We start from the raw sequence: 25,815 nt of genomic DNA on the forward strand, positions 1-25,815 counted from the left end.
ATGGATATTTTAGCAAATTTATTAAATGGTATGCTGGTTTTCTCAACAGCTTTAATTTTTGCTGCGTTAGGCGGTATGCTCTCTGAAAGAGTTGGCGTGACAAATATCGGTATTGAAGGATTTATGGTATCAGGTGCGTTTGCTTCAGCGGTAACTGCTTATTATGCAGAACAGAGTGGTATGGGTGCGTTAACGCCTTGGTTAGGCTTGCTGGGAGCTTTTATCTTTACGTTAATTTTTTCAGGAATTCATGCGATTGCAACGCTGAAATATCATGCAGATCAAGTTGTAAGTGGAGTAGTCATTAATATGCTAGCTACCAGTTCAACCTTCTTTTTAGTCAAAATGATTTTCGCTGGTTCAGCCGAAACACCGATTATTACTCATGTCTTAAAAAAAATTCGAATTCCGATTTTGAGTGATTTGCCGTTTGTGGGTAAGGTACTATTTAATGCGTACCCAACTACTTATTTAGCGTTCTTATTAGTTGGACTATTGTTCTTTATTTTTTTCAGAACCCCACTTGGCCTTCGCCTAAGAGTCATTGGTGAAAACCCTAGTGCTGCAGCCACAGCCGGGGTCAATGTTATGAAAATAAAATATATTTCAGTATTATTAAGTGGTTCAATTGCTGCGTTAGGTGGAGCGACAATTGTTTTAACCTCCAATAGTAATTTTGCCTTCAATACCATTTCAGGCCAAGGGTATATTGCTTTGGCAGCGGTAATTTTTGGTCGTTGGCATCCAGTAGGCGTAATGGCTGGGGCATTGTTCTTTGGCTTAGCTCAAGCGATTAAAGACCAATTTCAAATTTTTGATTTTGCAGCAGCGATTCCTAACGAATTCTTTTATATGTTGCCGTATTTACTGACTTTAATCGTATTACTGATTGCAGGTGGTAAAACCAAAGCCCCAAGTGCTTTAGGCGAACATTACGATGTTGGGAAACGTTAAAAGGAGCGGATTGATTGAAGACTTTTTTAGAAACTAGATTTCATTTGACGGAAGAAGAGACAACCGTTCGCAAGGAAATCTTAGCGGGAGTTACGACGTTTATCGCGATTTCATATATTATAGCGGTCAATGGAACGATTTTAAGTTTAGCTGGGATGTCTTATGAGTGGGTCACGATTTCTACAGGTTTGACGGCATTTATTGGTTGTATGCTAATGGCTTTTCGAGCCAATTCCCCACTTGTTTTAGTTCCAGGAATGGGCGATAATGCGTTTTTCGTCTTTGTTTTAGTAACTTCTTTCGGGCTAACTTGGCAACAAGCAATAGCAGCAACCTTGATTGCTGGAATTTTATTCTTAATCATTTCTTCTGAGAAGATTGCAGATTACTTGGAACGCTCAATTCCCAAAACCTTAATTGCCGCAATGACGGCTGGAATTGGTTTGTTTATTGCTTTTTTAGGTTTTAAAAATGGAGGAATCATTGTCAGTAACCCTAATACTTTTGTTAGCTTGGGGAATTTAAGAGAAGCAGTGCCTCTTGTGACATTGGTTACTCTAGTGCTGATGTTGATTCTGTATTTGAAAAATATTAAAGGAAATTTTTTAATAGGCATTATCGGAGGAACTATTTTAGCTGGTTTTCTTGGACTAGTGAACTTTTCAGGTATTTCAGAGGGTGGTTTTTCACTAAGTGGTTACCATAATCAGTTATTTGCCTTTGATTTTTCCAAAATGGCTACGTTTAATTTTTGGATTGCTGTTTTTGCTTTAACCATGTTGATTGTGTTTCAAAATATGGGGGCGCAACTGGGCATGTTGCCTGATAAACGCAAGTTTAAAATGTCTTTTCGAGCAAATGCAATCTCAGTGGTTGTTGCCGCGTGTTTAGGTACTTGTTCCACCACTTCAGCAGCTGAAAATGCTGCTGGGATAGCAGTTGGTGGGAAAACTGGTTTGACCTCGTTAGTTGCAGGTGCTTTGTTTTTACCGGCTATCTTATTTGTTTCAGTTTTTAAAATTATTCCACAAAGTGCCATCTCACCAGTATTGATTATTGTTGGTTGTTTGATGATGACCTCCGTTCAAAATATTATGTGGCAGGATTTTACAGAAGCTTTTCCAGCCTATTTAATGATTGTTATGATGCCTTTGACTTTTAATGTCGCAAACGGTATTGCTTTAGGTTTTATTGCATATCCTTTATTAAAATTTGTCATGGGAAAACGCAAAGAAGTGACGCCTTTAATGTATGGTTTAGCGATGTTATTTTTGACTTATTTTATTTTAGGACCGATGTAAAAACTAAATCATAGAAGCGCATGTCAGGTAAAATAGAATAGATTTGGTTCATTAAAGCTGTTAGAAATATCGTGGATGCAATATAATTAATACAAACTATAAATATTTCTAAACAATCTAATAAAAATTAATGATGAAAAATTTTTAATCTAACAAAATTGATAGATGTTTGAAAGATGATTCCGAAGACTTCCTGTTTTTTGTAGTTTACAATGACTATAAGAAACGTTGAGGGAAGTGTCGGAGATGAATTCATTAACAAAAAATAGATTTAAAGGATTAACAACATTTGACTTAAAAGTAATTGGTATTGTCTTGATGTTTATCGATCATATTCACCAGATGTTTGTTCCAATGGGCGCACCTAGCTGGATCGATTGGTTTGGAAGACCTGTTGCTACGTTATTCTTTTTTGTCAGTGTCGTTGGGTTTAGTCATACAAGAAGTAAAGAAAAATACATGTTCCGATTATATATTGGGATGATACTAATGTCCTATGGGAGCTTTGCATTACAAAGAATTGTTGGCTACGAAGAAGTTCAATTAATGAATAATATTTTTCGTGATTTATTAGTGGGTACGATGATGATGTACGGAATTGATAAAATCAGTGAAGGATATAAAAGTAAAAAAATTGGTAAAGGATTGTTAGGCTTGGGATTCATTTTGCTCCCTATTGTCTCTTCTGCATTGTTAATAATGCTTATGTCAAATCTTACTACCGCAATTATTGCAGCAAATATCGCTAACTTTGTTCCAGCATTAATGTTTACTGAAAATGGTTTGATGGTGTTGCTAATTCCGCTAATGTATCTAGCAAGAAATCAACGTTGGTTACAATGTTTAATGATTGTTTTAGCAGCGGTATTTTTCTTTTCACAAGGATCAACCCAGTGGATAATGATTTTTGCTGTGATTCCAATGTTATTATTTAATGGCGAAAAAGGTAAAGGGATGAGAAACTTTTTCTATATCTTTTATCCAGCCCATATTTGGATTTTATATTTAATTTCAGCCTATATCTTCACGCATTTTTATTGATAGCTTGTAACAATAACTAAAATCTATGAATCGACCAGATGACTTTTATGCAAAGTTGTCTGGTCGTTTTTTTTATAAAAATGAAACCGATTACGATTGGATGTTATATAATAAAGAGACTTGTAATATTGAGGTTTATGAATAGTTGGTAAAAGGAGAAGTTTTTGGTGAAAGAAATTGAAGATTATGTAAGCACCTTAAAGAATTATCTCTCCTATTATGAGGAAAAAGGCTATCTATGGGGGAATTTAATTGTAATAGATGAAGGGAAAATAGTGGTTGAAAAAAGGCATGGGTTGTCGTCTGTAGAATTTACGATTAAAAATAATTCAAAGACACGGTTTCAAATAGGTTCCTTGACTAAAGCCTTTACGGCTATGCTTATGTTCATTTTGTATCAAGAAAAGAAGGTAGACATCCATGAAAGCATCAATCAATATATAAAAGATTTTCCAAATAGTAAGAGAATAACAATCTATCACTGTCTAACTTGTAGTTCTGGCATACCAAACTTCACCTCGTTTGATAATTTTTGGGAAGAAACGATGCGTATGAATTGGACGTTAACAGAGATGATCGACTCATTTAAAAATAAAGAAAGAGCTTTTGAACCAGGGGCACAATTTTCTTACTCTTCTTCAGACTACTTAGTCCTCACTAAAATAATAGAAGCGGTAACGCAAATTAGTTATGGAGAAGCCTTAAAAAAGTATATTTTAGAACCGCTAGGAATGAATGACACGGGCTGTCTAAACGAAAGGGATATTGTTGAGAACTTAGCAGATAGTTACAGTTATTGGGGAACAGAGATTCAAGCAGCTAAAACAGATAGGTCATTTCCATTAGGGGCATATGGTATTTTTTCGACGACAAGAGATTTAGCGATTTGGCTTCAAGCAATAAAAGAAAATAAATTGATTAGTGAGAACTTTAAGAAACAAATGCTCCAACCTTTTCAGGAAACCTATGCTTGTGGTTGGGATATTTCTGAAATTTTAGGGTTTACCTGTTATCAACATTTTGGAGATATTGATGGCTTTGTTAGTTCCGTCAAGCATTTAGAAAAAGATAATTTTACAGTCATATTTTTAAGTAACTTAGAGGTGATTCCTGTGACAGAGATTACCGCACAGATTGCTAAGATTAGATTAGGTAAAGAGTTTACTCATCCGATAGAATTGGACGTTCAATTAGATAGAAAGAGTATGGAAGGAATAACTGGAGAATATGTGAATAACACTAAAAAGATTTTCTTTGAAATAAAAATGGAACGAGAGAGGTTGTACTTGTATATTGCTAAGAAATACGAGATTATGTATAAATTTCAATTGCATCTGGAAAAAACACAAGAAGGAGAAATTTACCTGCAAACAGATAGAGTCGATGAAAGAATTACTTTTTGGAGTAAGCAAGATTTGTTAAGGGGGAATTGTATCTATAAAGATTATTCAGGGGAGAAATTTGAATGCCAGAAGTTGAAGTAAATCATTGCTGGTTGCAAGAATACGTTGTAATTAATTGGTAAAAGACGCTAATTTTTACCAAGGCTATCATTGGGAAAAGTTATCTAATGCTTGTATAATCCGAAGTGTAAGAGACTAAAAAATAGGTAATTGAAAGTTTTTTATGGGATAGAATTTTTTGTCATCGCCTATTTTTTACTCAATTACTTTTTGAATAATATTCTAGGAGGAATTTTTATGTCAAAAGCTATTCAGCCAAAAGATGCGACAATCTTTACCAAAGCATTACTTGAACAAGCAAAAAAAGAGCTTCCTTTTGAAAATGTAGCCGATTTCGAGAATGCGATTAAAGGCTTTATGGGAACCAAAGATCCATTAGTCATTGCTGATGAGGAAAAGCATATTAATTGGAATTTAAAAGAGTACGATTTTATCTCGACTAATGACGAGGCACCAGAATCAGTTCATCCTAGCTTATGGAGAAAAGCGCAACTGAATATGAATAACGGATTATACAAAGTAACCGATCGTGTTTATCAAGTGAGAGGGTTCGATTTGTCGAATATGACGATTATCGAAGGCGAGACAGGATTAATTATTATAGATACGCTGATTTCAACAGAAACGGCTGCCGCTGCACTAGACTTATATTTTGACTATCGTCCTAAAAAACCAATTGTTTGTATTATGTATACTCATTCCCATGTCGATCATTACGGAGGAGCAGCAGGTTTAGTAGATAAAGCAGATATCCTAAGTGGAAAAATTGAAGTCGTGGCACCAGAAGATTTTACATTTGAAGCCGTAGTTGAAAATGTTTTTGCTGGAAATGCTATGATTCGACGCTCTGAATATATGTATGGGGCTGGACTTAGTCGTGGAGTAAAAGGACAAGTAGATGCTGGACTTGGAAAAAATACGTCTAAAGGAACAATTTCTTTAATAGAACCAACAGATATCATTACAAAAGATCATGAAACTCGAATAATTGATGGGGTTAAGATGGAATTTTTAATGGTTCCACATACAGAAGCACCTACCGAATTTGTCATCTATTTCCCTGATTTTAAAATGCTGAATATTGCAGAGATAGCAGTTCATACGATGCACAATATATTGACGTTAAGAGGAGCACAAATCCGAGATTCTTATAAATGGTGGAAAGACCTTGATAAAGTAATCGCAGCATTTGAAGATCGTTATGAAATTTGTATTGGACAACATCACTGGCCTACATGGGGCAACGCTGAGATAAGCGACTTTTTGAAACATCAACGTGATCTATATAAATACATTCATGACCAAACACTTCATTTTATTAACAAAGGATACACCGCAACAGAAATTGCTGAATCAGTAAAACTCCCACAAGGGTTAGAAGAAAAATGGTATTTACGTGGACATTATGGAACACTCAATCACAATATAAAAGCTGTTTACCAATTTTATATTGGTTGGTATTCTGGACATCCCTCAGATTTGTATCCATTGCCACCAGAAGACGTAGCTAAAAAGTACGTTGAAGCGATGGGAGGAATCGAACGTGTTATGACTATTGCAACCACAGCTTTTAATGACGGAGACTATCGTTGGGGAGCCGAACTTTTGAAACATGCGGTATTTTTTGACGAAACAAATCAAGAAGCGAAAGAGTTGTTAGCTGATACTTTTGAACAGTTAGGGTATCAATCAGAATCTGGTCCCTGGAGAAATGTTTTCTTAACCGGAGCTGCTGAATTGAGAGGAGCGAAACCGCAAACCATTACGAAAGGAGTCAACGAGGATGTTTTAGCAGGAATGCCATTTGATTTATTATTAGACTTTCTAGGAATTCGTCTAAATAGTGAACGAGCTTCTGGAAAGAAGCTGTCAATGACTTGGAAGCTAGAAGATGTATCAGAAGAATATTCTATTGAAGTAGAAAATTCTGTGCTGGTTTATAGAAAAGGAAAAACGGATAAAAAGGTCGATTTAACCTTAACTACGACCAGAGAAATATGTAATCAGTTGTTTAGTGGATCAGGAAACTTTAAACAGTTTTTAGAATCAGGAAAAATTACTTGTATTGGAGACATGTCTATTTTAACTGAATTTATTTCTCTATTGGATAATTTTGACCCAGTATTCAATATAGTGACGCCTTAGAAATGATAAATAGAAAGAAATAGACGAAGCCAAATAAATTGGTTTCGTCTATTTTTTATGGGAAGATTATGGACTTTTACAATAGCTGATTGCTAATAAAAAGAATTAAGTCGTTCCAAGAATTTAAATCATAAGGATTATCAAGATAGAAGACTTGTTGCTGCTCATTTAACTCTTCAAAAACATCTGAAATGATTATGTCAGCCTTTTTAATAGTAGAAGTAAAACTGATTATGTTTGGATTAAAGGTCAGATACAAATTATTTTTTATAAATTCATCTAAGTAAATGCTTTTTGAATATTGAATGAAGATAATCAATTTCTTTTTTTGATTTCTTTTAAGCATGATGTAGAGAATCTCAGCAAGATGAGGTAAAAGATTTTCTTTAGCTTGCTCTCCTATTATATAGCGGCGCAGTTCTTCATTTACAAAACTAGTTATTTGATTTAATTCTAATTGATTCAGCATTGTCTTTGCACTGTTAGAAGGGTCAAGGGAAGAAACATCAATATCAATATATTGATAATAGATCAATTGGACAGCTAACAAATAATAATTGGTTAAATAGTCATCTGTGGTCAACTCGACTTTAAATATTTTAGAAAAATTGTTTAAAAAGGTTTTGATGAACTCAGTTAAAGGTAACCCAGAAGCTAACAGTTCTTTGGAAATAGCTTTTTTTGTATGGGGCGAATCAATATTTGTAATAAAATATCGAGCAGTAAATCCAAAAAGAGCTTCCTCCTGTTTAATAGCAGAATCAGAGAATAAGGATTTGTCAATAGATTTTATTATGACAGGTGGAAAAACTGTTTGAGAAACAGATTCAAAAATATTTAAGTAGTCAAAAAAATTATCAGGCAATTGAATGTGTTTCTTTTTCACGATGATTCGAAAATAAGTGATGGCTTGATAATGAGTAAACTGAGTCAGTTGATTTGATGTTGAGATATTATGACTAATAGGCGACTTGATAGTTTGAGCATGGACAGGAGAATAGATAATGGGCATATCAATACCCTTAAATAGCATCCATTGACTAAAAAATAGAAATACTCTCAAATTGATTTCCTCACCGACCAAATTTGAACGAGAGTTTGAAGTATCAAATTTGATTTTCAAATGGAACTTTTCAAGAAATGAATTAAAAACATTAATAGATTTGTACGTATAGGAAGTACTTAAATGTAAGTCTTGAGACAGGCTTTCAATAGAAGGGTAAACTTTGTTAAGCACAGCTTCAATGATAGTAGTCCTTTGTGAAGACTTAATGTAATAAAGATGCATTGAGTCAACAATGTAAATTGAATCTAATGTAGGATAATCGACAAGCATCTTTTGGCCAATTTGAAATAGTTGAACCTCATTAGATGGAAAGACATTAGACAAATCTGATCTTAAAGCTGAAATATGCCGGTAGATGGTGGTGTTTGAAATGTTGAAATCTTCCAAAAGTTTAAAAATAGATACCCCATGTTTATTTCCAATTATTTTTTTTAAAATCGCAAATCTTAATTTCTCATTTTTTTTCATTAGTAGATCATCCACTAGAATTCCTTCTTTCGATTATATGTTACATCCAAATCTAAATTACCGAATCAGTTGGTTAAAAATTTATGTTTATATCATAGCAGACAAACTAAGAAGAGTAAAAAAAAATGGGAATAAATTCCTTTTTTTTATTCATGTTTAATCTCTTGAAAATACATTTTTTATATCGATTATATTTATTAGGAAAATGAAGGGAGAATACTTTTGCTTATTTATAGTAGAAAAAAATTTGAGTACTTTACATTTCTATAGAGAGACCTTTCTATTTCAACTAAATTGATTAGATTGTGAGGGATTCTAAGAAAAAAATATTTATCAGTTGAATTGGACATTTCAAAAAAAGCTCTTCGAAGGGGAAAGTTTGGAAATCACGAGTGGCTAATCTACGTTATCATGACTATAAGCTTTAAGTCAAATGATTTATGAAAGAACATATATATTGGGTAAAAAAATAGAAATTATCTTTTTTCGGGATAATAAAAAACTAAAAAAGATAATCTTGATATATATATAGAATGTATAATCGTATCTAGTTGAAATTTTATGGAATAAAAAATAGAAAGGAGAAAATCTTAAATGCGATTATTTTTAGATAGTATGTTTGATCGGAAAATGTATATTCTTAACTTTATAGAGAGTAGTAAAAATCCCGTAACTATAAAAGAAATTACTGAGAAAACAGGATTATCTAAGAAAACAGTGTCAAAAGTTGTAAAAGAATTTGCACACGAACATGATAAGCACAAAGGGAATTTTGAAACAGTCTGTATAAATGGAAAAATAAAAAATGTTCAGGCTCAAAACCTTGATTTAGAAGGAATTAGTAGTAACTATTTAAAACAATCCATATTATACGAAATGATTAAGGAATTATTTTTATATGATAATATTGATGCCATCAAATTTTGTGATTTAAAATTTATAAGCACCTCAACTTTTTCTAGATATAGAAAAAAGCTTCAAGGAATTCTTCGTAGTTGCGGATTAAGCTTATCAAGAACTAATCAGATTATTGGAGATGAGCTGCAAATAAGAAACTTTTTTCTACTTTTTTTTTCAAGTAGTGGCAGTCAATGGGAGTTTGATATACAAGAGTTTGAATTCTTGAATAAGTATTTATCAAGAAAATTATCAAATTGGAATTCATATACTTTTCAAGAAAGGAAAAAAATTATTTTAATTATCCACATTAGCAATGTTCGTTTCAGACAAAGAAATCTCTTTTATCCTATGAGATTACAGAAAATAGCTGAATTACATACTGATTCTATATATACAAAAGTATTATATGATTATTTCTCAATATATAAAAATAAGAACAAACAGCAATTATGGAATGAATTAAGCATTGCACTTTTCTTTCTGTATAAAGAAAGATTAATCAAGGAAGAACTTGATATGGAAGCTTATAACAACTATTTTTCAAGTGAAAAGTTTTCATTTGTATATATGAGTGAAAAATTCACGAAAAAAATCATCGATTTTTTTTTTGATGGTGCTCAAGACATAAATCTATACTGGAGAATCAGGCAAGAAATGGATTTGTTCCATTTACAGTTAGAATTATGTTTTATAGATTCCCATCTATTCTATTATATTTATGATGAAAAAAACTTATTTCATTTAGATCCATTTGAAGAAGAAATTAGAAGGAAAGTAGCTATTATTTTTAAAGAACTAAAAAGTAATGATTTATATAGGAAACTGTTTTTTTCTATAAAAGAGAGTGCAATATTGGAATATTTATATTTAATGATTTACACATTAGTTGCTGAATTTTCCATAACCAAAGTGGAACCAATAAAAATAGTACTAAAAAATTCCAAGGTTTTTGTAAAAGATATTTTGGAGAATAAAATAACCTCTTTTTTCGGAGAAAGCATAAAAATAGTGAATATTAATGAACCAGTTGATATTGTTGTCACAGATATTAGCATTCCTTCCTTAAGTGAAGAAATTCAAAGTGTATATGTAACTACATTTTCTGATCTGTCAGATTTGTCAACACTATTTGGGGAAATTTCAAGTTTGATTATCAAAAAATTTGATGATAGAAAAATGATTACTATAGATTCATGATTTTCTATCTAATTGCACAATTGAATTTCTTTTTCAATCTTATAAAACTGGACTGTGAATAATGGACAACGACTTATAACTTTTAGGAGATGGAAATATGTATAAAATCGGAGTTGTATCAACTTCTGAAAGTAACGAATATGAACATTTAATAGAATTGAAAAGATTAGGGCATGAAATTAATAGAATAAATGCTGAGGATTTATCAGAAGAGGTTTGTGATATGGAAGGATGTATTATAGAAGATTTTGATCTATCTAATTTAAATCGTATCTGTGAAATACTCATGAAAGTTAAGAAAATTTTTAATGGAGTGGTTTGGGTGATTTCAAAATCACCAACAAAAGCGAGTAACATAGTTTATCTTCATTTAGGGGCGGATGGAGTTTACGATTTTCAAAAGGACCATGAAGAATTTGCATTACAATTAAATAATGCATTAAATCGATCTATAAGACAATCTAGTAAAATTAATAATAACCTTTTAAAGCTAAATCGCATTGAATTGAATCCAAGAAATTTATCTGTTCTAAAAAATGGAGAAGAAATAAGTTTAACAAAAATGGAATTTAAATTGTTGGGTCTTCTATTTGATAATAAAGGACAAACAATTTGTTATGAAGAAATAAGTGACTACTTATGGAAAGAAGAAAATGGGAATATTGATGAGCAACGTTTTAAGATTGGTAATCTAATGTTTAATTTGAGAAAGAAAGTCGAAGGAAGTTCAACTAACCCTCGTTTTTTGAAGACGATTCGGTCTAAGGGATATATGTTCAAAATATAGAAGCTGTCAATAAATAAACTATTGAGCTTGTTTGGAAATTAAGGCTTGTTTGATAGGGATCCAAAAAAAAGGAGGAAGCATTTTGAGAAAGCAACAAAAAATTATAATAGGATTTACGGTGTTTATACTCTTTTTCTTTGGATGTTCTAAAAATGTTTATGCTGATATGGATGGTGGGGTAGTTCAAACTAACGGGGTATTAGAGTTTCATGAAGAAGAGAGTACACAATCAACAACTACTAGTAGTAGCTTAGAGAGTCAAGAATCTACTACGGATAGCTCCTCAGTTACTTGGAAACCTGACAAAAAATATCCTTCAACAGGAGAGTTAATTGGGAAAAGTTTATTCTTAAGTGGGATTTTTATATTACTTCTGTACATTGCCTTTTTCTTCAAAAAGAAAATTAGAAGAGGGGAGGGCGAATAGAGTGAAAAGTTTGAAAATAAAAATAGGTGTAACCAGTCTTGTTTTAGTAATGTTTACTCATCCAATAGTTGGTTTTGCGGAAAGTAGCGTTATAGGGAAAGAAACAGTTCGATTTGAAGCGGAGTATGCTCAGGAAGTAAGAGATCCAGAAAATCCAGATGTAAAAGCTAATCCAGGGGTAAGTCCTGTAACGACAGGTGATTTAAGAATTGATTTTGTACCCCAATTCAATTTTTTGGCGCAAAAAATGTCGTCTAAAGATGAAATTTATCAAGGGAATGCCCAACTTTTTTTCGGAGATACTGGAGCAAGAGGAAATTTTATTCAAGTTTCAGATTACAGAGGGACTGGATCTGGTTGGAAACTTCAAGTAAGGCAAGAAACACAGTTTAAAAATGACCAAGCTGAGAACAAAGAATTAAAAGGAGCACTGATTTCAATAGACCAATCTTGGGTGAACTCTACACGTTCTGAAAATGAAGCGCCCGTTGTCTCAAAAGATATTATTCATATGGATAATATTGGCGAAACATATAATCTAGCAGAAGCAAAACAGGGGACTGGGCAAGGGACTTGGCATATTATTTTTGGCTCTTCTTCTGACAACAATAAGGGGAGAAAGCAGACGTTATCCCCAATCACAGATAGTAGAGGCAAACCAATTTTAGACGGTAAGTTTGAAAATAAGCCAATGGTTAAAAATAGTGCATTAACGTTGTCAGTACCAGGAGCAACGAAAAAAAGTCAGGTACCTTACGAAACGATGATAACTTGGATTTTATCCGAGCTACCATAAATAAAAAACAAACACAATAGGAGGAAACACAAATGAAAAAATCATTAAAATTAGTTAGTGCAGCTTTTATGGCTACATTAGCTTTCGGGATGTTATTACCGACAGCCGTGAAAGCAGAAGGAGAAACAGGAAAACCAGATGTAACTAGTAAAGGTAAAATCAAATTTACCCAAGACGACACTGTAAATCCACCTAACGTAGGACCAGGTGAAGGCGGAGAAGAAATCGAAGAGCCAACTCAAAATCCAGCAAAATTACCATTAAAAATCGTTTCTGTTACAGATTTAGATTTTGATACACACAAAATTGTTGCTAACGATCTTGACAAGAAATTTAATGCAACAGCTTTTAAAACTAAGACAAAAGGAGAAAATCCTAAAGACGTAATTTTACCTCACTTTGTTAGATTCCAAGATATTCGTTCAGATGGCGAAAACAATCATTATACAGTATCGGCAAAATTGACTAAACAATTTTCTGATGGTAACAAAACGTTAACTGGAGCATCAATTGAATATAAGAATCTTAGTTTAGTATCTGGAACAAATAACGCAACATTGCCAGATACTAAAGATGGTGCACTAGTAAATACATTTACACTAACTGAAAAAGGTGGACCAGAAACAGTATTTACAAACAAACAAGACGGTAAAGGATTTGGAGTGTTCGAAATAGTGTTTGGTGATATTAAGAAGCCTATTGAAAATGCTTCTGATTATGAAAATATAGTGTTAACTGTTCCTGGAGATAATGTTATTAAAACAGGAGACTATCAAGCAGAAATTACTTGGTCAATCGCTGAAGTGAAGTAATAGAGTGAAAGTTTTGAATACTGAGATAAAAAGAGCGATTTGTTTTATCTCAGTATTCTATAAAAAGAGAGGTTTTTAATTTATGAAGAAAAATAGAGTAAGTTTTCTTTTAATGTTTATATACATAGTTGGACTATTTTTTCCATTAAGTACTTTTGCAGAAGGAAATAGTCAAATGAATTTAGAGGGTTTTTCTTTTGAAGTAATTCTACCAGAAAACCAACATAATCATGAGGTCACTTATTTTGATTTAATGATGAATCCTGGACAAAAGCAAACGGTTAAAATTAAGATGAATAATTCATCTGATGAAGAAATTCAAATTAGTGTGAAAATGAATGGTGCTAAAACGAATAGCAATGGAGTGATTGAGTATGGTCCTAACCAATTAGAAAATGATGCCTCTTTAAAACATGACTTTATAGACATTGTTAAAGGACCTAAAGAGGTGAAGATTCCAGCCAAAAGTAGTATCATGGCTGAATTTAACATTTCAATGCCGGAAGCTACAATTGAGGGATATATTTCTGGTGGGATTCAATTAGAACAACTGAATGCAGAGGGTGTTAAAAAAGAAACTGAAACGGGCATGGTTGTTAATAAATTTGCTTATCTTGTAGGAATGCTATTGAGTGAAAAAGATACTACAGCAATTAAACCAGATATGAAATTAAACAAAGTACATCCTGAACTACAAAACTATAGAAATGCTGTCTTTGTCAATTTTTCAAATATTATGCCAGTTTATACAGAAGACATGACTGTTGACGTTCAATTAATGAAAAAAGGATCAGCAGAAGTTTTATATAATACGAAGAAGTCTAATATGCGTATGGCACCTAATTCCATGATAAATTTTCCTATTTCTATGAATGGTGAAAAGATGGTTCCTGGAGATTATGAAGCAAAAATCCTTGTAACGACAGCAGCAGGAGAAAAATGGTCTTGGGAAGAACCATTCAAAATAACCAAAGAAGAAGCCGATAAATTTAACTCAGAAGATTTGAGTTTGGTACAAGATAGAAAAATCGATTGGAAATTAATTGGAATGTTTGTAGGTGGATTGCTAGTTATTTTTGGCGTAGTTTTCCTCATTGTTCATTCAGTAAATAAAAAGAAAAAAGAAAAACTGAGAAAAAAGAAAAACAGGAAAAAAAAGAAGGAACGATAATTTATAAGAATAGGAGAATAAGGTATTGAAGATCCTTGATTGGTCTTTTGTTCTGTTGTTATCTTTAGGCATATTAGCCTTCCTGTTCTCACTATTGTATTTATATGTTTTTTGTGCAATTGGAAAGCAAGCTAAATTACTAAAGAAGAAGAGAATAAAAAACAAGAAGAAAAGAAAAAAAGTTTTTCGAACGATAAAAAAATTGAATTGGCAGAAAAAAAAGAAATTGCGACAAGTATTCATTTGTTTACTGTGTTGTTCGGTAAGTACTGGAACGGCTTTTTATCTACGCTACTATCAAGCCACCAATTTGGGTGCTAGAGATTCTGAAGCCGTTGCGCAAGGGTATTATCTAATTAATAAAATCGAAGAACAACTTGACGCTGATGTAAATGAAGAAGACACTTCTAGAGTTCAAAAAAATATTTATGAGCTATCTGCTAAACTTTCCAGTTTTGGTACAACTACAGCAGATGGTGCTTTGTCTAAGCAAGGACAAATACTACTGAATAGATTTTATGTAAACATGAAAGAATTAGGCTTGAATTTATCGAACCATTCTAGTGCAGTATTAGAAAGTGAAGAACTATATACTAACTACAAAGAAGATATTAAAAAGACGAGAAATAACCAGAAAAAAGTATTTGACTATTTTAAATTGAATGAAAGTTCATTTGAAAAAAGTAAATAAAATTGATAAAGTCCAGCTTACAAAAATGATTTTTAGTACCTTCAGTAAAAGGAAAGGGAGTCGCTAGTTTTCTTATCTAAGTATGAAAGGAGAATAATTATGATCAAAAAATCTAAATATTATATATATCCTATTATTTTATTAAGTATACTCGTCGCTTTATTTCTTATATCGGGGAAGTCAAATACTAAAATAAAGGCTGAAAATGTATCGAACACAAATGATTCCAGTTATTTAAACGATTCAGATTCTAACAATTCATCTCTAATCAGTAAAGAAAAGTTTGAGCTGTTAAATAACTTTTCAAAAGAAAAATTATTGATGCAAGATTTTGCAATTGGAAATGAATCAGATGAAATAAGCTTAACTGATTCTGTTTCAGGAACAAAGCATAGTATCAGTTGGCAGAGTTTAAGTACAAAAGGAACTTACGTTGGAGCAGGGTTTCCAAGTTACAAAGTAAATAACCAAGCAATTCTTTCCGATTCTCCCTATTTCAATAGTCAATTAATTATTAATGGAGAATTTATAGAACAGTCTTCGGATAAAAACAATATTTTTCTTAATGCTGAAAATATTGTTTATGGAAAAAAAGTTAATGAGAATAAATTAGTAGTATCTTTTCTTTATAAAGGCTATCCAATTTCAATTTACCAAACATTGAATGAAGATAAAAGTGTGACGGTAGATTATTCTATTCAAAATAGTACACAAAAAGAAAAAACGATTGGATTAAGCCAGATTAGTAGTTTTGGTAAAGAAGTGTCTGTTGTGGCTCAAGATTCCTTGGATTCAATACTATTGGATTACAAAAAAGGAAATGATTTTTGGATTGAGACAAAAAGTTTTAATAATTGGGCATTAGGTGAACTTGAAATGATAAAAGATTCTACAATTAATTTGTATGAGCCACCTACAATAGAAGGTAACGGATGGGAAACGGGGATTCAAACGCCTAAAAATCTCCCTGTTAAATCAGAGGAAAGTACAACTTTTAAAAATGGTGGACTAGGGTTAAAAACTGCAGGGAAGATTGTAAAACCAGAAGAAAGTGTGAGTTTCCAACAAGTCATCCACTCCTTAGTTAATAAAACAACATTAAAACTGAATGTTCCCTTGACCAAAATTTTAGAAAAAGACAACAAGGAAGCGTTGATTTCAGGAGAAATTATTGGCAGTAATGATGAAAGTTATTCTGTTACAATCAAAAATATAACCAACGGAAATGAAAGAGTCATAGAACAAACAAAAAGAGCTATCTATTCACGTTCAACAACTCCAAAAGTAGAATTTTCTACTGTCATTCCAAAGGATGAACTGTCTTACGGCGACAATATATTAAAGATTTCTGCTATAAATAAAAATGGAGATATATTAGAAGAGAATGTAACGATAAATTATTTAACGGCTACCTCGAAAGCTATCGTATCAAGTTCAAGTACAGATACGATTAGTCTTACGGATGATTTGGGAAATAAAAATTCTATTGGTTGGACTAGCTCTGGGGTATTTGATGAGCCGAATGTTATACCGAATTATATGAGTAATGACCAGTCATGGATGAATGATTATGGTCGAGCTTTTGGAGCAGCATTGATAGTTGATGATAATCCGGCTGTACAATATGATCGACCAGGAATTAATACAACAACTATAAGAAACATCTTTAGTAGAGCGAAAAATGTAGTTTATACGAAGGATATAGAAAAAAGAAAATTGATTGTTGATTTTTTATATGAACCAAACGCAAGTCATAAATATAAAATAACATTGAGTCAAGAGTTAAATGATGATGGAAGTACGTTTTTAGAGTATACTGTTAAGAATAATAATGCTGTTACTAAAAAAATTGGTATGCAGCAATCTGTCGCAATAAAGACGGAGTCTCTTAAACCTGGGGGATCACCGGAAGCTAGAGTTATTCCTACAAATAGATTTAGAGGAATCTTACTAAATTATAAACTATCTAAAGAAAATAATACTTTTGCAATATCTCCAATTGGATTTGATAACTGGGCAGCAGGAGGATTAGCTGACGTAAGTGGAAAGAACAATGAATTAAGCATTTATTCTGAAGTTCATATTACAGGTAAGGGATGGGAAAGTGGCATTCAAACGCCTAAAAAAGAAAAATTGATAGTTGGACAAGAAGTTTTATTTGCAAAACAAATCGCTGCGCTTACTATGAAAAGTATTGGGGAAAACGTTGCTCCCGGTGCAACGAAAAGCTTTAGTACGTTAATGAAATATGGAACGTTAAGAGTACCAACCCTTCAGTTGACTAAGCCTACAAGCACAATTACATTAACCTCTGATTGGAAAGAAGAGGATCTCAATTTCTCAGGAAACGTTTTCGATCCAGATAGTCATGACTTTGATGTGATTTTAAAAAATGATAGAACTGGTATAGAGAAAGTTGTCGCTGAATATAAAGATATACCATTTTCAGAAAAAGTTGAATTTAATGATACAATTGATTACAATGATTTAGTAACTGGTTCTAATTCATTTACTCTATTTGCAGTTGATAATCTAGGAATGTCTTCACAATTCAAAAAGATTAATGTGAATAAAGGCTTTTCAGAAGTAACGGTTAAATTTTTAAATGACATGGGTGAAGAGCTAGCTGATCCAATCACACTTTTTGGACAAGTTGGAACTAAGATTGATTTAACTAAAGAGAGTAAAATAACGGAACAAGTCAATAAACTAATCAATGAGAGATACAAAGTGTCTTCAGATAATGCAACTGCTGTTGTAATTACTAAGGAACCTCAAACTATTCAATATAAATTTGAAGGAACCTTCTTTATAGAATCCGCACCACAAGTGTTTGATTTTGGACCTACAAATGTGGGGATATTACCAATTAAAGTTGAAAAAATTCATTATGATGTTCCTTTAGTAATTTGGGATAATAGGTCCACTAAAAACAGAAAACCATGGACATTAACAGCAACTTTGGAGAGTCCTTTACAAAGTAAATTAGATCCTAACAAGGTTTTACCTGAAGCGATAAGATACAAAAAAAGTGATTCAGAAACAGTCGTTCTTAGTGAAAATGCAGCAATGCCGATATTGACTCATACTCATGATGAAAAAGGGAAATATGTTGTAACTGATCAGTGGGATAAAGGAGAAACTGGTTTACAATTAGATATTCCAGCAGGAAGTGTCCGTAAACTTGGGGAATATGAAGCAACTATTCTTTGGAAGATTAGTGATGCTAAATAAAGTAAAACTACAATTTCTACTATTAAGGATTTTATTTTACTACTAGATTAGAATGTTTGGCTAACTGTATTTATAAAAAGTAGCTATTTAAGAAGTGTTTAGGAGGGGGGACAGAACAGATTAGTTTTGTACTACTCTCCTTTTGCTTTATGCGAGTTAAAATATTAATCAAGGCAGAGGAGAAAAGTTGTTATGAATGTGGTTGTAAAATGAAATTTTTTTAATCAGGAGTGCAGATAAACTTGAATTATTTTACCAATAAATATACTAAAAAAAGGAAGCGAAAAAGAAGTGCTGGTATAGCGGAAGAAATAATTATTAGCTTTGCGTTTACAGTCTTGGTGTTCTTAGCTATTTCATTTTTCACCTTTTCATTTCCGCAAGTTAAAGGGTACGGTATGAGTGGAACGCTTGAAAATAATGAACGTGTCATTGTGTATAAATATGATAAGATAAAACGATTTAAACTTGTCTATTTTAACGTACCAGGGAAAATAAATAGCTATTCCATTCGTAGGGTTATTGGTTTTCCAGGAGAAAAAATAGAATTTAGAAATAATAAACTTTTTATTAATGATCGTGAACAAGTAGAACGATTTTTAGAGACAAAAATGGATCAAGAAAACCAAGAAGAAATACAGTTATTTACAGAAAATTTTAGTTTGAGTCAACTAGATGGAAGTCCTACAGTGGTACCGGAAGGGAAGTATTTAGTCTTGGGAGATAATCGCCCATATTCTTCTGATAGTCGTTATTATGGTTTTGTTGACAAAAAAGAAATTATTGGAGTTGTCATGTTAAAAATAGTAGGACTAAATCAATTAGAACGAGTATAGCTTTATTTTATAGTTATAATGAAATCAGTAATTTAGATTTATGTTCTAAATAACTACCAGACCGTATGTACTTGGAAAAATAGATGGGCATTATCTATTTGTTCTTCTTAATAAGTTTTGAAATCCCAGCAGAATAGTTGGGATTATTTTTGTTAAAGATATTGTAAATTCTAACTACTGATAAATCTAAGCTAAAGTGAAGGACTATTTAGATTTCATTTGCGGGTGAATGCAAAAGTTTGCAAAAGATTGCAAAAAATAGTAAACTATCTTCAATAAGGAGTGCTAATATGCTAATTGAAGAACGAATCAATCGAATGAAGGAATATTTGAACGAGAAAAAAAGTGCCTCTATTGAAGAACTAGCTGAATTACTTAAGGTTTCCAAAGACACCATTCGACGGGATTTAATTAAACTTGAGAAGCAAAATCAGGTTAAGCGAATTCATGGTGGTGTGATGTTGACAAGAACTAAAGAAGCGCTGATTTTCGATTACGAAGAACGCTCTAGTCAGTTTCAGGAAATTAAAGAAAAATTAGCCAAACGAGCAGTTCAGTTGATTAGAAATGATTCCTCTATTTTATTTGATGCATCAACAACAGTCGAAGCGGTAATCCCTCATTTAAACAATAAAGGGATTTTAGCGATTACCAATTCTTTGTCGCATGCGGTTTTATTAGCTCAATTAGAGAATTGTGAGATTAATCTTTTGCCAGGTAAGCTTCATAAAAAACAGCTATTTATTTCAGGAACGGAAACGGTTAATAAAATTAGTGACTACAATGTAGATTACGTTTTAATAGGTATTTTTGCAATTAATCAAGATGGATTATTTATTCATACTGAAGAAGAAGGGCTTGTAAAAAGACAGATGATTCGTCAAAGCAAGCAAATCATTGCATTAGCCGATCACAGTAAAATCAATACTACCGGTTTTTTCAAAGTTTGCCATTTAAATGAAATTGATAGCTTAATCACAGACGAAATGCCCGACGAAGAATTTTCTAGAGCATTAGCAAAAAACAATGTTGAATTAATACTAATCTAAAGGAGAATTTCCCATGAAAAATATAGTACTGAAAGAAATTATTGAACCAAAAACGTATCCAGATGTCAGCCCAACTTTTTTAACCGATCAAACGATGGAAGAAAGAAAACAAAAATTACTTCACGTAATGAAAAGCTTTGATTATGATTGTTTAGTCGTTTATGCAGACAAAGAGCATGGCTCCAATTTTGAATACTTAACAGGATTTATTCCCCGATTTGAAGAAGGTTTGCTAATCATCAATAAAAAAGGTGAGACCCATTTAGTGTTGGGAAATGAAAATTTGAAGATGGCCAACTATGCAAGAGTTCCTGTAAAATTGCATCATTCTCCATTGTTTTCTTTGCCTAATCAGCCGATGGAAGGTGGGGCACCATTAGAAGATATTTTTATGGAGATTGGTTTAGACAAAAGTGCCAAATTAGGAATCGTTGCGTGGAAAATGTTTACGAAAAATGCACAAGCGAAGCAGCTTTTTGATATACCTTACTTCATCATGGAGGCAATCAAAGCAGTTGTTAGTAAAGAAGCCATCGTTGAAAATGCGTGTGATTTGTTTATTCATGGTTCTTATGGCGTGAGAACAAGAAATAACGCTAACGAGATTGCTCATTACGAATATGGTGCGAATTTAGCTTCAACAAGTATGTTGAATGCAATGAACAAAGTTACGGTTGGGATAAAAGAAAGTGAATTAGGCGCCTGCTTAAATTCAGAAGGCCAAACAAATAATGTTGTAACGATAGCGACAGCAGGAGCCCGTTTTGGCTATGCAAATCTCTATCCAACGCACAAGCAAGTGCAGTTAGGAGAGAATCTTTCTCTAACAACTAGTTATAAAGGAGGATTATCCAGTCGTTCTGGATTCGTGGTAGAAAATGAGAATCAGCTTCCAGTGGAACAAAAAGATTATTTGGAACGAATAGTAAAACCTTACTTTAATGCAGTTGTTACTTGGCTTACAGAAGAAAAGATTGGAGTCACTGGCGATGCTCTCTATCAGCAAATTGAAGCGGTTTTTCCAAAAGAAAAATATGGCTGGCATTTAAATCCTGGTCATTTAGTTTCTGACGAAGAGTGGATGTCTTCTCCTGTATACGACGGTTCTGAGGAATTAATTCAAAGCGGGATGATTTTTCAAATTGATATTATTCCTTCAGTTAGTGGCTATAACGGAACGAGTGCAGAGGAATGTGTGGCAATAGCAGACTTAGAACTGCAACAAGAAATTCAAGCAAAGTATCCAGAACTTTGGGAACGAATATTAGCTAGAAGAGCGTATCTAAAAGAAAAATTGACTATTGATATTCATCCACAAATCTTGCCGTTGTCTAATACAGTAGGATATTTAAGACCATTTTTCTTGGCGAAAGACAAAGCGTTAAGTGTTGAATAAATTTCGAGAAAACTAATTTGAAAATAAGAAACGTATCAGACAATTGCTAAAAATAGCGTGGCTGGATACGTTTTTTTGTATGTTTAATCGTTAGCGAATTGGTATAATTGTTTCAAGCTTTATGTCTATTGGTAAAAGGAAGTTAAAATGAAAAAAGTGACGAATGGGAGTGAAGGAATGAGTAATCATGAAGAAGAAGTTGAAACGAAAGAAATTCAAAAGCATCCGAGAAATAAAAATAAAAAGCGGGTACGCTCAGCAGCTTTAGTGCTTTTGGGAATAGTTATAGGAATTATCGGTTATATGATGTATATGAATTTAGAACCCTTTACTGATGAAGCAAAAGTCGCAGGTATACCAGATGATTATATCAAAGTAGTTAAGCAGTCGGATGATTCTTTGGCACCATTGTTTATTGCAAGTGCTAAGTATGACTATAATACAAGTGGTAAAACAATCAGTATTTATGTGGATTATTATGAAAAAGAAGTCCAAAAAAAACATGATCTGGTGTTAAATGTCGATCAGATGGATGAGGGTCCTCTTGCAGGAACTATTTATAGTGGTTTGACTTCCACTGAGGAGCTAGGCGACTTTCAAGATTTGTTAGTGACTATAAATAGTAATAAGGCAAGATATACAGGCAATTACTCTTTTGAAGAAGTCAATTTGAACACAGAGAATGGCTTATTGTTTACTGAAAATGCCTTTGAGGATGGCAAAGTAACTAAAGGGAAAAAATATGTCATGCAAGCATGGTCAACTGGACAAAAAATCTATAATAACGAAAAGGATTTGTTTAGTAATAAATTTTTGAAAGAGAGTCCTCAAACGGTTCTATTCTATTTTGTAATCGAGTAAAAAACAACTCATTCCAATCAAAAACAATTGTTTTTTAACTAAAAAAAGAGTATAGTATGCAATGTAAAAATAACGAGAATGAGGTTGAGAGATGAAAAAGAAAATATGGTTAAGCATCGCAATAAGTGGTGTATTACTAATGTCAACAGCTTGCTCTACAGAAAAGCAAGCAACAGATGGTACAAAAGATAAACAACAAACAGAACAAAGCACTGAGAAAAAAGTGGATGAAGGTCATCTCGATTATAGTGATCAAAAAGATTGGGAATTCACTGCTGGGAAAATGCAGTCTCCCATTGATATTCCAACAAATAAAACAGAAAAAATGACCGAAGATACGGGAACGATTCAACTTGAATATGGGACAGATATCACAAGTGTCGAAAATAACGGTCATAGCATTGAAGTAACAGATGGTGGAAGTGCAGTTATTAATGGTAGACATTTTAACTTAGCACAATTTCATTTTCATGCAGAAAGTGAGCATACAATTGACGGAAAACATTTTCCAATGGAAGCACATTTTGTGAATAAAGCTCAAAGTGGAAGAATTGCGGTAATTGGTGTCTTCTTCAAAGAAGGAAAAGAAAATAAAGGCTTTCAAGAAGTTTTGGATGACGTAACAGATGAGAAAAATGATCCAATCACTGACTTAGATGAAATGATTCCAGCCAATAAAAGCTATTATCATTATCTAGGTTCGTTAACTACGCCACCTTTAATAGAAAACGTAGAATGGTATGTGATGAAAAATCCAATTGAAGTTTCAAAAGAACAAATAGCATCTTTTAAAAAATTATATGCTCACAATAATCGTGAGATTCAACCGTTAAATGACCGTGTTGTATTGGAACATGGAGAGTAAAAAAAGCGATTGAACAGATTGGAAAAACCACCTAAGATAAACGTTTTTTTGTTTATCTTAGGTGGTTTTTCTCTAAAATAAGTAACTAAGATTTTTCAGTACTATCTTGTTCCGTCGGTTCAGCTGTTTCACGACGTTCTATCTTTTCTAGCAATTCTTGTTGTTGCTCTAATATTCTCACTAAACGTTCTTCAGTAGTGCTGCTGTCTTCTAATGGTTGTTTTTTCTTTTTACGCAACAATTGTGGATAGCTAGTGCGAAGTCGAAGTAACATCCCTGTAATGAGAACTAGAAAACTGCCAGTAAAAGCAACGATAAAATACAAACGCCATTGATTTAGAATATCTAACCAGTTTTGCAAAATGGAGGGTGTCGCTGCCACTTGTTTTACATCACCAATAATTTTTTGTGCGCCTTGAATCAAAGTAGAAATGTCTTTAAAAATAGTTGATAACGAGAAAGTAAATTTTTCTAAAAAGTGTGTCAGATTATTTACTAAAAGTTGTAGTTCAGTAGGGCTCACTTTTTGGAAATTGCTTTGAAGGGTAGTCATAGTTTCGACTGTGGTTGAAACCACAAAGCCACCGCAAACGATACTACCAACAAGTAACATGGAATAGCCAATAAATAGCAAAATGTCACTTAGCGCCCAGCGTCCATTTTTTCGCATTCTCCAAAGATAAATTAGGAAAAAAACAATGAAACCTATAAAAAGAAGGATTTCTAAAATCAGCACGACACCAACTAGAATCGTCCCATTCGTTATCTTTTGTATCAATAGTTCTAACCAGTTGGCATTAGAAAAAAGTAAAAGAGCATTTTGCAAAGAAAGTGGAAGTTGTGTACTAAAAAGCCACTTAAGAATCGTTGTTTGAAAAAAGGCAAGAAGCAATGCTATGAGTAAAAATCCAAGCGTGCCCCAGTACATGATTTTACGATTATGGCTGAGTTTTTGGTCATTTGACATTTGTTCGGCTCCTTTGAGTCAACTTAAAATAAATGTTGCAATTTTCTCTATTTTATCATGAGTGCTCCTTTTATTATAATAAATTGAGTTCCCTGGCTTTTTCAACTACGGTTATTCTTGAGTTAACCTCCAGTTTTCGGTAGATATTTAAAATGTGGGTTTTAACGGTGGCTTCAGAGATAAATAAGGATTGCGCCATTTCTTTATTAGTGGCACCATTTGCAATTTCCATCAAGACTTCTTTTTCTCTGGCTGTTAGCATTGTTCCGCTATCATCACAACAAATCAACAGAACTTCTTTATGAAACTGTTGCTCTTTTGGGTCTAGTTTCTCTATTAAATGGGTTCCATATGAATGATGCAATGTTACTAATGTTTCTTTATATAGATAAAAAGGTGCTTTAATAGTATTCTCGCAGGCGTAATATAAGCTTTCACCATACAAATTTTTTATCAATCGCTCATCTGAGGAGTTCATTTCAAGTAGGATTGTTATTTTTAACAAAGTTCCTTCAACTGTTTTAAGCAACAATTTATTTCTTCGGCTATTGATTAGTAGATGATCTACCATAGTAAGGGCTGCACGATAGTCTTGTTGTTTAAGCAAGATCAAGCTGTAAAATAGTTGATTATTCATGTTTTGAAAAGAGGGGTTCTCGTGATAACTATTAATAAATGAATCTTGGTATTGTTTACTTAACTGGTTGTTTTTCAAGCAATATTTAATTAAGCCGGATTTTACTAAAGAGTTCGCATAGTTAGACATCTCGTGTTCAAATTGTTGAACTATCTTAAAGGCACTCTCTGGTTGATTACTTAAGTATAAAAATTCTGCTTGATTGTAAAGGTAAGCCGCTTGCAAATGTTCACTTTCTTGGTTACTGGCTTTTTTTAGTGTGTTAGCGGCTTTTTCCATTTTAAACTGCTTCAAATAGATACCGGTAATAGTAATATAGAAATTGATGAAATAGTTTTTTTGCATTGACGGACTAAACTGGAATAATCGAATCCAATCTTTTATTTTTCTTAAAAGCGCTAGGGCTTTACTTAGTTCACCCATTTCTTCATATAGTTGAGCCAATAAGGTGAAATTAAAGTAAGTTAAAAAAGGATTTTGATCTTCTTCATTAAGTTGGTTACTAAGATTGATTGATTGGATTGCTTCTCCAAATTGGTCTTGAAAATAGTGGACAGTTGCGTTTTTTAGTAAAATAAATGCTTTTGATGTCTGATTCAATTTTAGTCGATCAATTTCAGCACGAGTAATAGTCGTTTGTTTCATTGAAGATGGATCAATACCCAATAAAATTTTGAGCCCTTCGACCGCTTTTATTTCCTTTGCATGAGGATATTCTTTTTCTAACAAATCAATCAACTGGGTACACTGC

Annotated in this window: 21 protein-coding genes; 18 read left to right on the forward strand and 3 right to left on the reverse strand. The window is 32.7% G+C overall.

Features of this window, described 5'->3' with window-relative positions; all coding sequences use genetic code 11:
• From BCR26_RS17145 to BCR26_RS17165, 5 genes are all read left to right on the forward strand, one after another.
• Window positions 1-954: an ABC transporter permease gene (locus BCR26_RS17145; protein WP_069700174.1), complete on the forward strand. Its 954-nt coding sequence runs from the start codon at window positions 1-3 to the stop codon at window positions 952-954.
• 14 nt (window positions 955-968) lie between these two features.
• Window positions 969-2,255 (forward strand): NCS2 family permease, encoded by a 1,287-nt coding sequence (locus tag BCR26_RS17150; protein ID WP_069700175.1) that lies wholly within the window; start codon window positions 969-971, stop codon window positions 2,253-2,255.
• Window positions 2,256-2,501: 246 nt separating this feature from the next.
• Window positions 2,502-3,296, forward strand: coding sequence for a TraX family protein (locus BCR26_RS17155; protein ID WP_069700176.1), 795 nt, complete (start codon window positions 2,502-2,504; stop codon window positions 3,294-3,296).
• 167 nt (window positions 3,297-3,463) lie between these two features.
• Window positions 3,464-4,780: a serine hydrolase domain-containing protein gene (locus tag BCR26_RS17160; protein WP_069700177.1), complete on the forward strand. Its 1,317-nt coding sequence runs from the start codon at window positions 3,464-3,466 to the stop codon at window positions 4,778-4,780.
• Window positions 4,781-4,996: 216 nt separating this feature from the next.
• Window positions 4,997-6,904, forward strand: coding sequence for an alkyl/aryl-sulfatase (locus tag BCR26_RS17165; protein ID WP_069700178.1), 1,908 nt, complete (start codon window positions 4,997-4,999; stop codon window positions 6,902-6,904).
• A 76-nt stretch (window positions 6,905-6,980) separates the two neighbouring features.
• Here BCR26_RS17165 and BCR26_RS17170 read toward each other — a convergent pair whose 3' ends face one another.
• Entirely contained in the window at window positions 6,981-8,438 is a 1,458-nt protein-coding gene (locus tag BCR26_RS17170) for a helix-turn-helix domain-containing protein (protein ID WP_139124989.1), read from the reverse strand.
• Between the two features lie 594 nt (window positions 8,439-9,032).
• Between BCR26_RS17170 and BCR26_RS17175 the strand changes: the two genes are divergently transcribed.
• The 13 genes from BCR26_RS17175 (at window position 9,033) to BCR26_RS17235 (ending at window position 23,460) form a co-directional block, all read left to right on the forward strand.
• Complete coding sequence (locus BCR26_RS17175; RefSeq protein ID WP_069700180.1) at window positions 9,033-10,535, forward strand: helix-turn-helix domain-containing protein; 1,503 nt, start codon at window positions 9,033-9,035, stop codon at window positions 10,533-10,535.
• A 97-nt stretch (window positions 10,536-10,632) separates the two neighbouring features.
• Window positions 10,633-11,322, forward strand: a complete 690-nt coding sequence (locus BCR26_RS17180) for a winged helix-turn-helix domain-containing protein (protein ID WP_069700181.1) — start codon at window positions 10,633-10,635, stop codon at window positions 11,320-11,322.
• A gap of 82 nt (window positions 11,323-11,404) precedes the next feature.
• A complete protein-coding gene (locus BCR26_RS17185) occupies window positions 11,405-11,749 on the forward strand; it encodes an EF2685/EF0750 family sortase-dependent surface protein (protein WP_069700182.1) in 345 nt (114 codons plus the stop codon).
• A gap of 1 nt (window position 11,750) precedes the next feature.
• A complete protein-coding gene (locus BCR26_RS17190; protein ID WP_245677021.1) occupies window positions 11,751-12,545 on the forward strand; it encodes a WxL domain-containing protein in 795 nt (264 codons plus the stop codon).
• Between the two features lie 32 nt (window positions 12,546-12,577).
• On the forward strand, window positions 12,578-13,357 hold the full coding sequence (locus BCR26_RS17195; RefSeq protein WP_069700183.1) for a WxL domain-containing protein: 780 nt from the start codon (window positions 12,578-12,580) through the stop codon (window positions 13,355-13,357).
• An 82-nt stretch (window positions 13,358-13,439) separates the two neighbouring features.
• Entirely contained in the window at window positions 13,440-14,528 is a 1,089-nt protein-coding gene (locus BCR26_RS17200; protein ID WP_069700184.1) for a WxLIP family cell surface protein, read from the forward strand.
• Between the two features lie 202 nt (window positions 14,529-14,730).
• On the forward strand, window positions 14,731-15,219 hold the full coding sequence (locus BCR26_RS17205) for a hypothetical protein (RefSeq protein ID WP_211272318.1): 489 nt from the start codon (window positions 14,731-14,733) through the stop codon (window positions 15,217-15,219).
• A 99-nt stretch (window positions 15,220-15,318) separates the two neighbouring features.
• Window positions 15,319-18,453: a MucBP domain-containing protein gene (locus BCR26_RS17210; RefSeq protein WP_069700186.1), complete on the forward strand. Its 3,135-nt coding sequence runs from the start codon at window positions 15,319-15,321 to the stop codon at window positions 18,451-18,453.
• Between the two features lie 242 nt (window positions 18,454-18,695).
• Window positions 18,696-19,289, forward strand: coding sequence for a signal peptidase I (gene lepB / locus BCR26_RS17215; protein ID WP_069700187.1), 594 nt, complete (start codon window positions 18,696-18,698; stop codon window positions 19,287-19,289).
• A 290-nt stretch (window positions 19,290-19,579) separates the two neighbouring features.
• A complete protein-coding gene (locus BCR26_RS17220) occupies window positions 19,580-20,338 on the forward strand; it encodes a DeoR/GlpR family DNA-binding transcription regulator (RefSeq protein ID WP_069700188.1) in 759 nt (252 codons plus the stop codon).
• A gap of 13 nt (window positions 20,339-20,351) precedes the next feature.
• Window positions 20,352-21,734, forward strand: coding sequence for a M24 family metallopeptidase (locus BCR26_RS17225; protein WP_069700189.1), 1,383 nt, complete (start codon window positions 20,352-20,354; stop codon window positions 21,732-21,734).
• A 147-nt stretch (window positions 21,735-21,881) separates the two neighbouring features.
• On the forward strand, window positions 21,882-22,595 hold the full coding sequence (locus BCR26_RS17230; protein WP_069700190.1) for a hypothetical protein: 714 nt from the start codon (window positions 21,882-21,884) through the stop codon (window positions 22,593-22,595).
• Between the two features lie 91 nt (window positions 22,596-22,686).
• A complete protein-coding gene (locus BCR26_RS17235) occupies window positions 22,687-23,460 on the forward strand; it encodes a carbonic anhydrase (RefSeq protein WP_069700191.1) in 774 nt (257 codons plus the stop codon).
• Window positions 23,461-23,545: 85 nt separating this feature from the next.
• Here BCR26_RS17235 and BCR26_RS17240 read toward each other — a convergent pair whose 3' ends face one another.
• Together BCR26_RS17240 and BCR26_RS19185 are read right to left on the reverse strand one after the other, a co-directional pair.
• A complete protein-coding gene (locus tag BCR26_RS17240) occupies window positions 23,546-24,427 on the reverse strand; it encodes a hypothetical protein (RefSeq protein ID WP_069700192.1) in 882 nt (293 codons plus the stop codon).
• Window positions 24,428-24,500: 73 nt separating this feature from the next.
• The gene (locus tag BCR26_RS19185; protein ID WP_069700193.1) at window positions 24,501-25,802 is read right to left on the reverse strand and encodes a helix-turn-helix transcriptional regulator; all 1,302 of its coding nucleotides are present in this window, start codon (window positions 25,800-25,802) and stop codon (window positions 24,501-24,503) included.
• Window positions 25,803-25,815: the final 13 nt, after the last annotated feature.

Source organism: Enterococcus rivorum, from assembly GCF_001742285.1.
GTDB lineage: Bacteria > Bacillota > Bacilli > Lactobacillales > Enterococcaceae > Enterococcus_L > Enterococcus_L rivorum.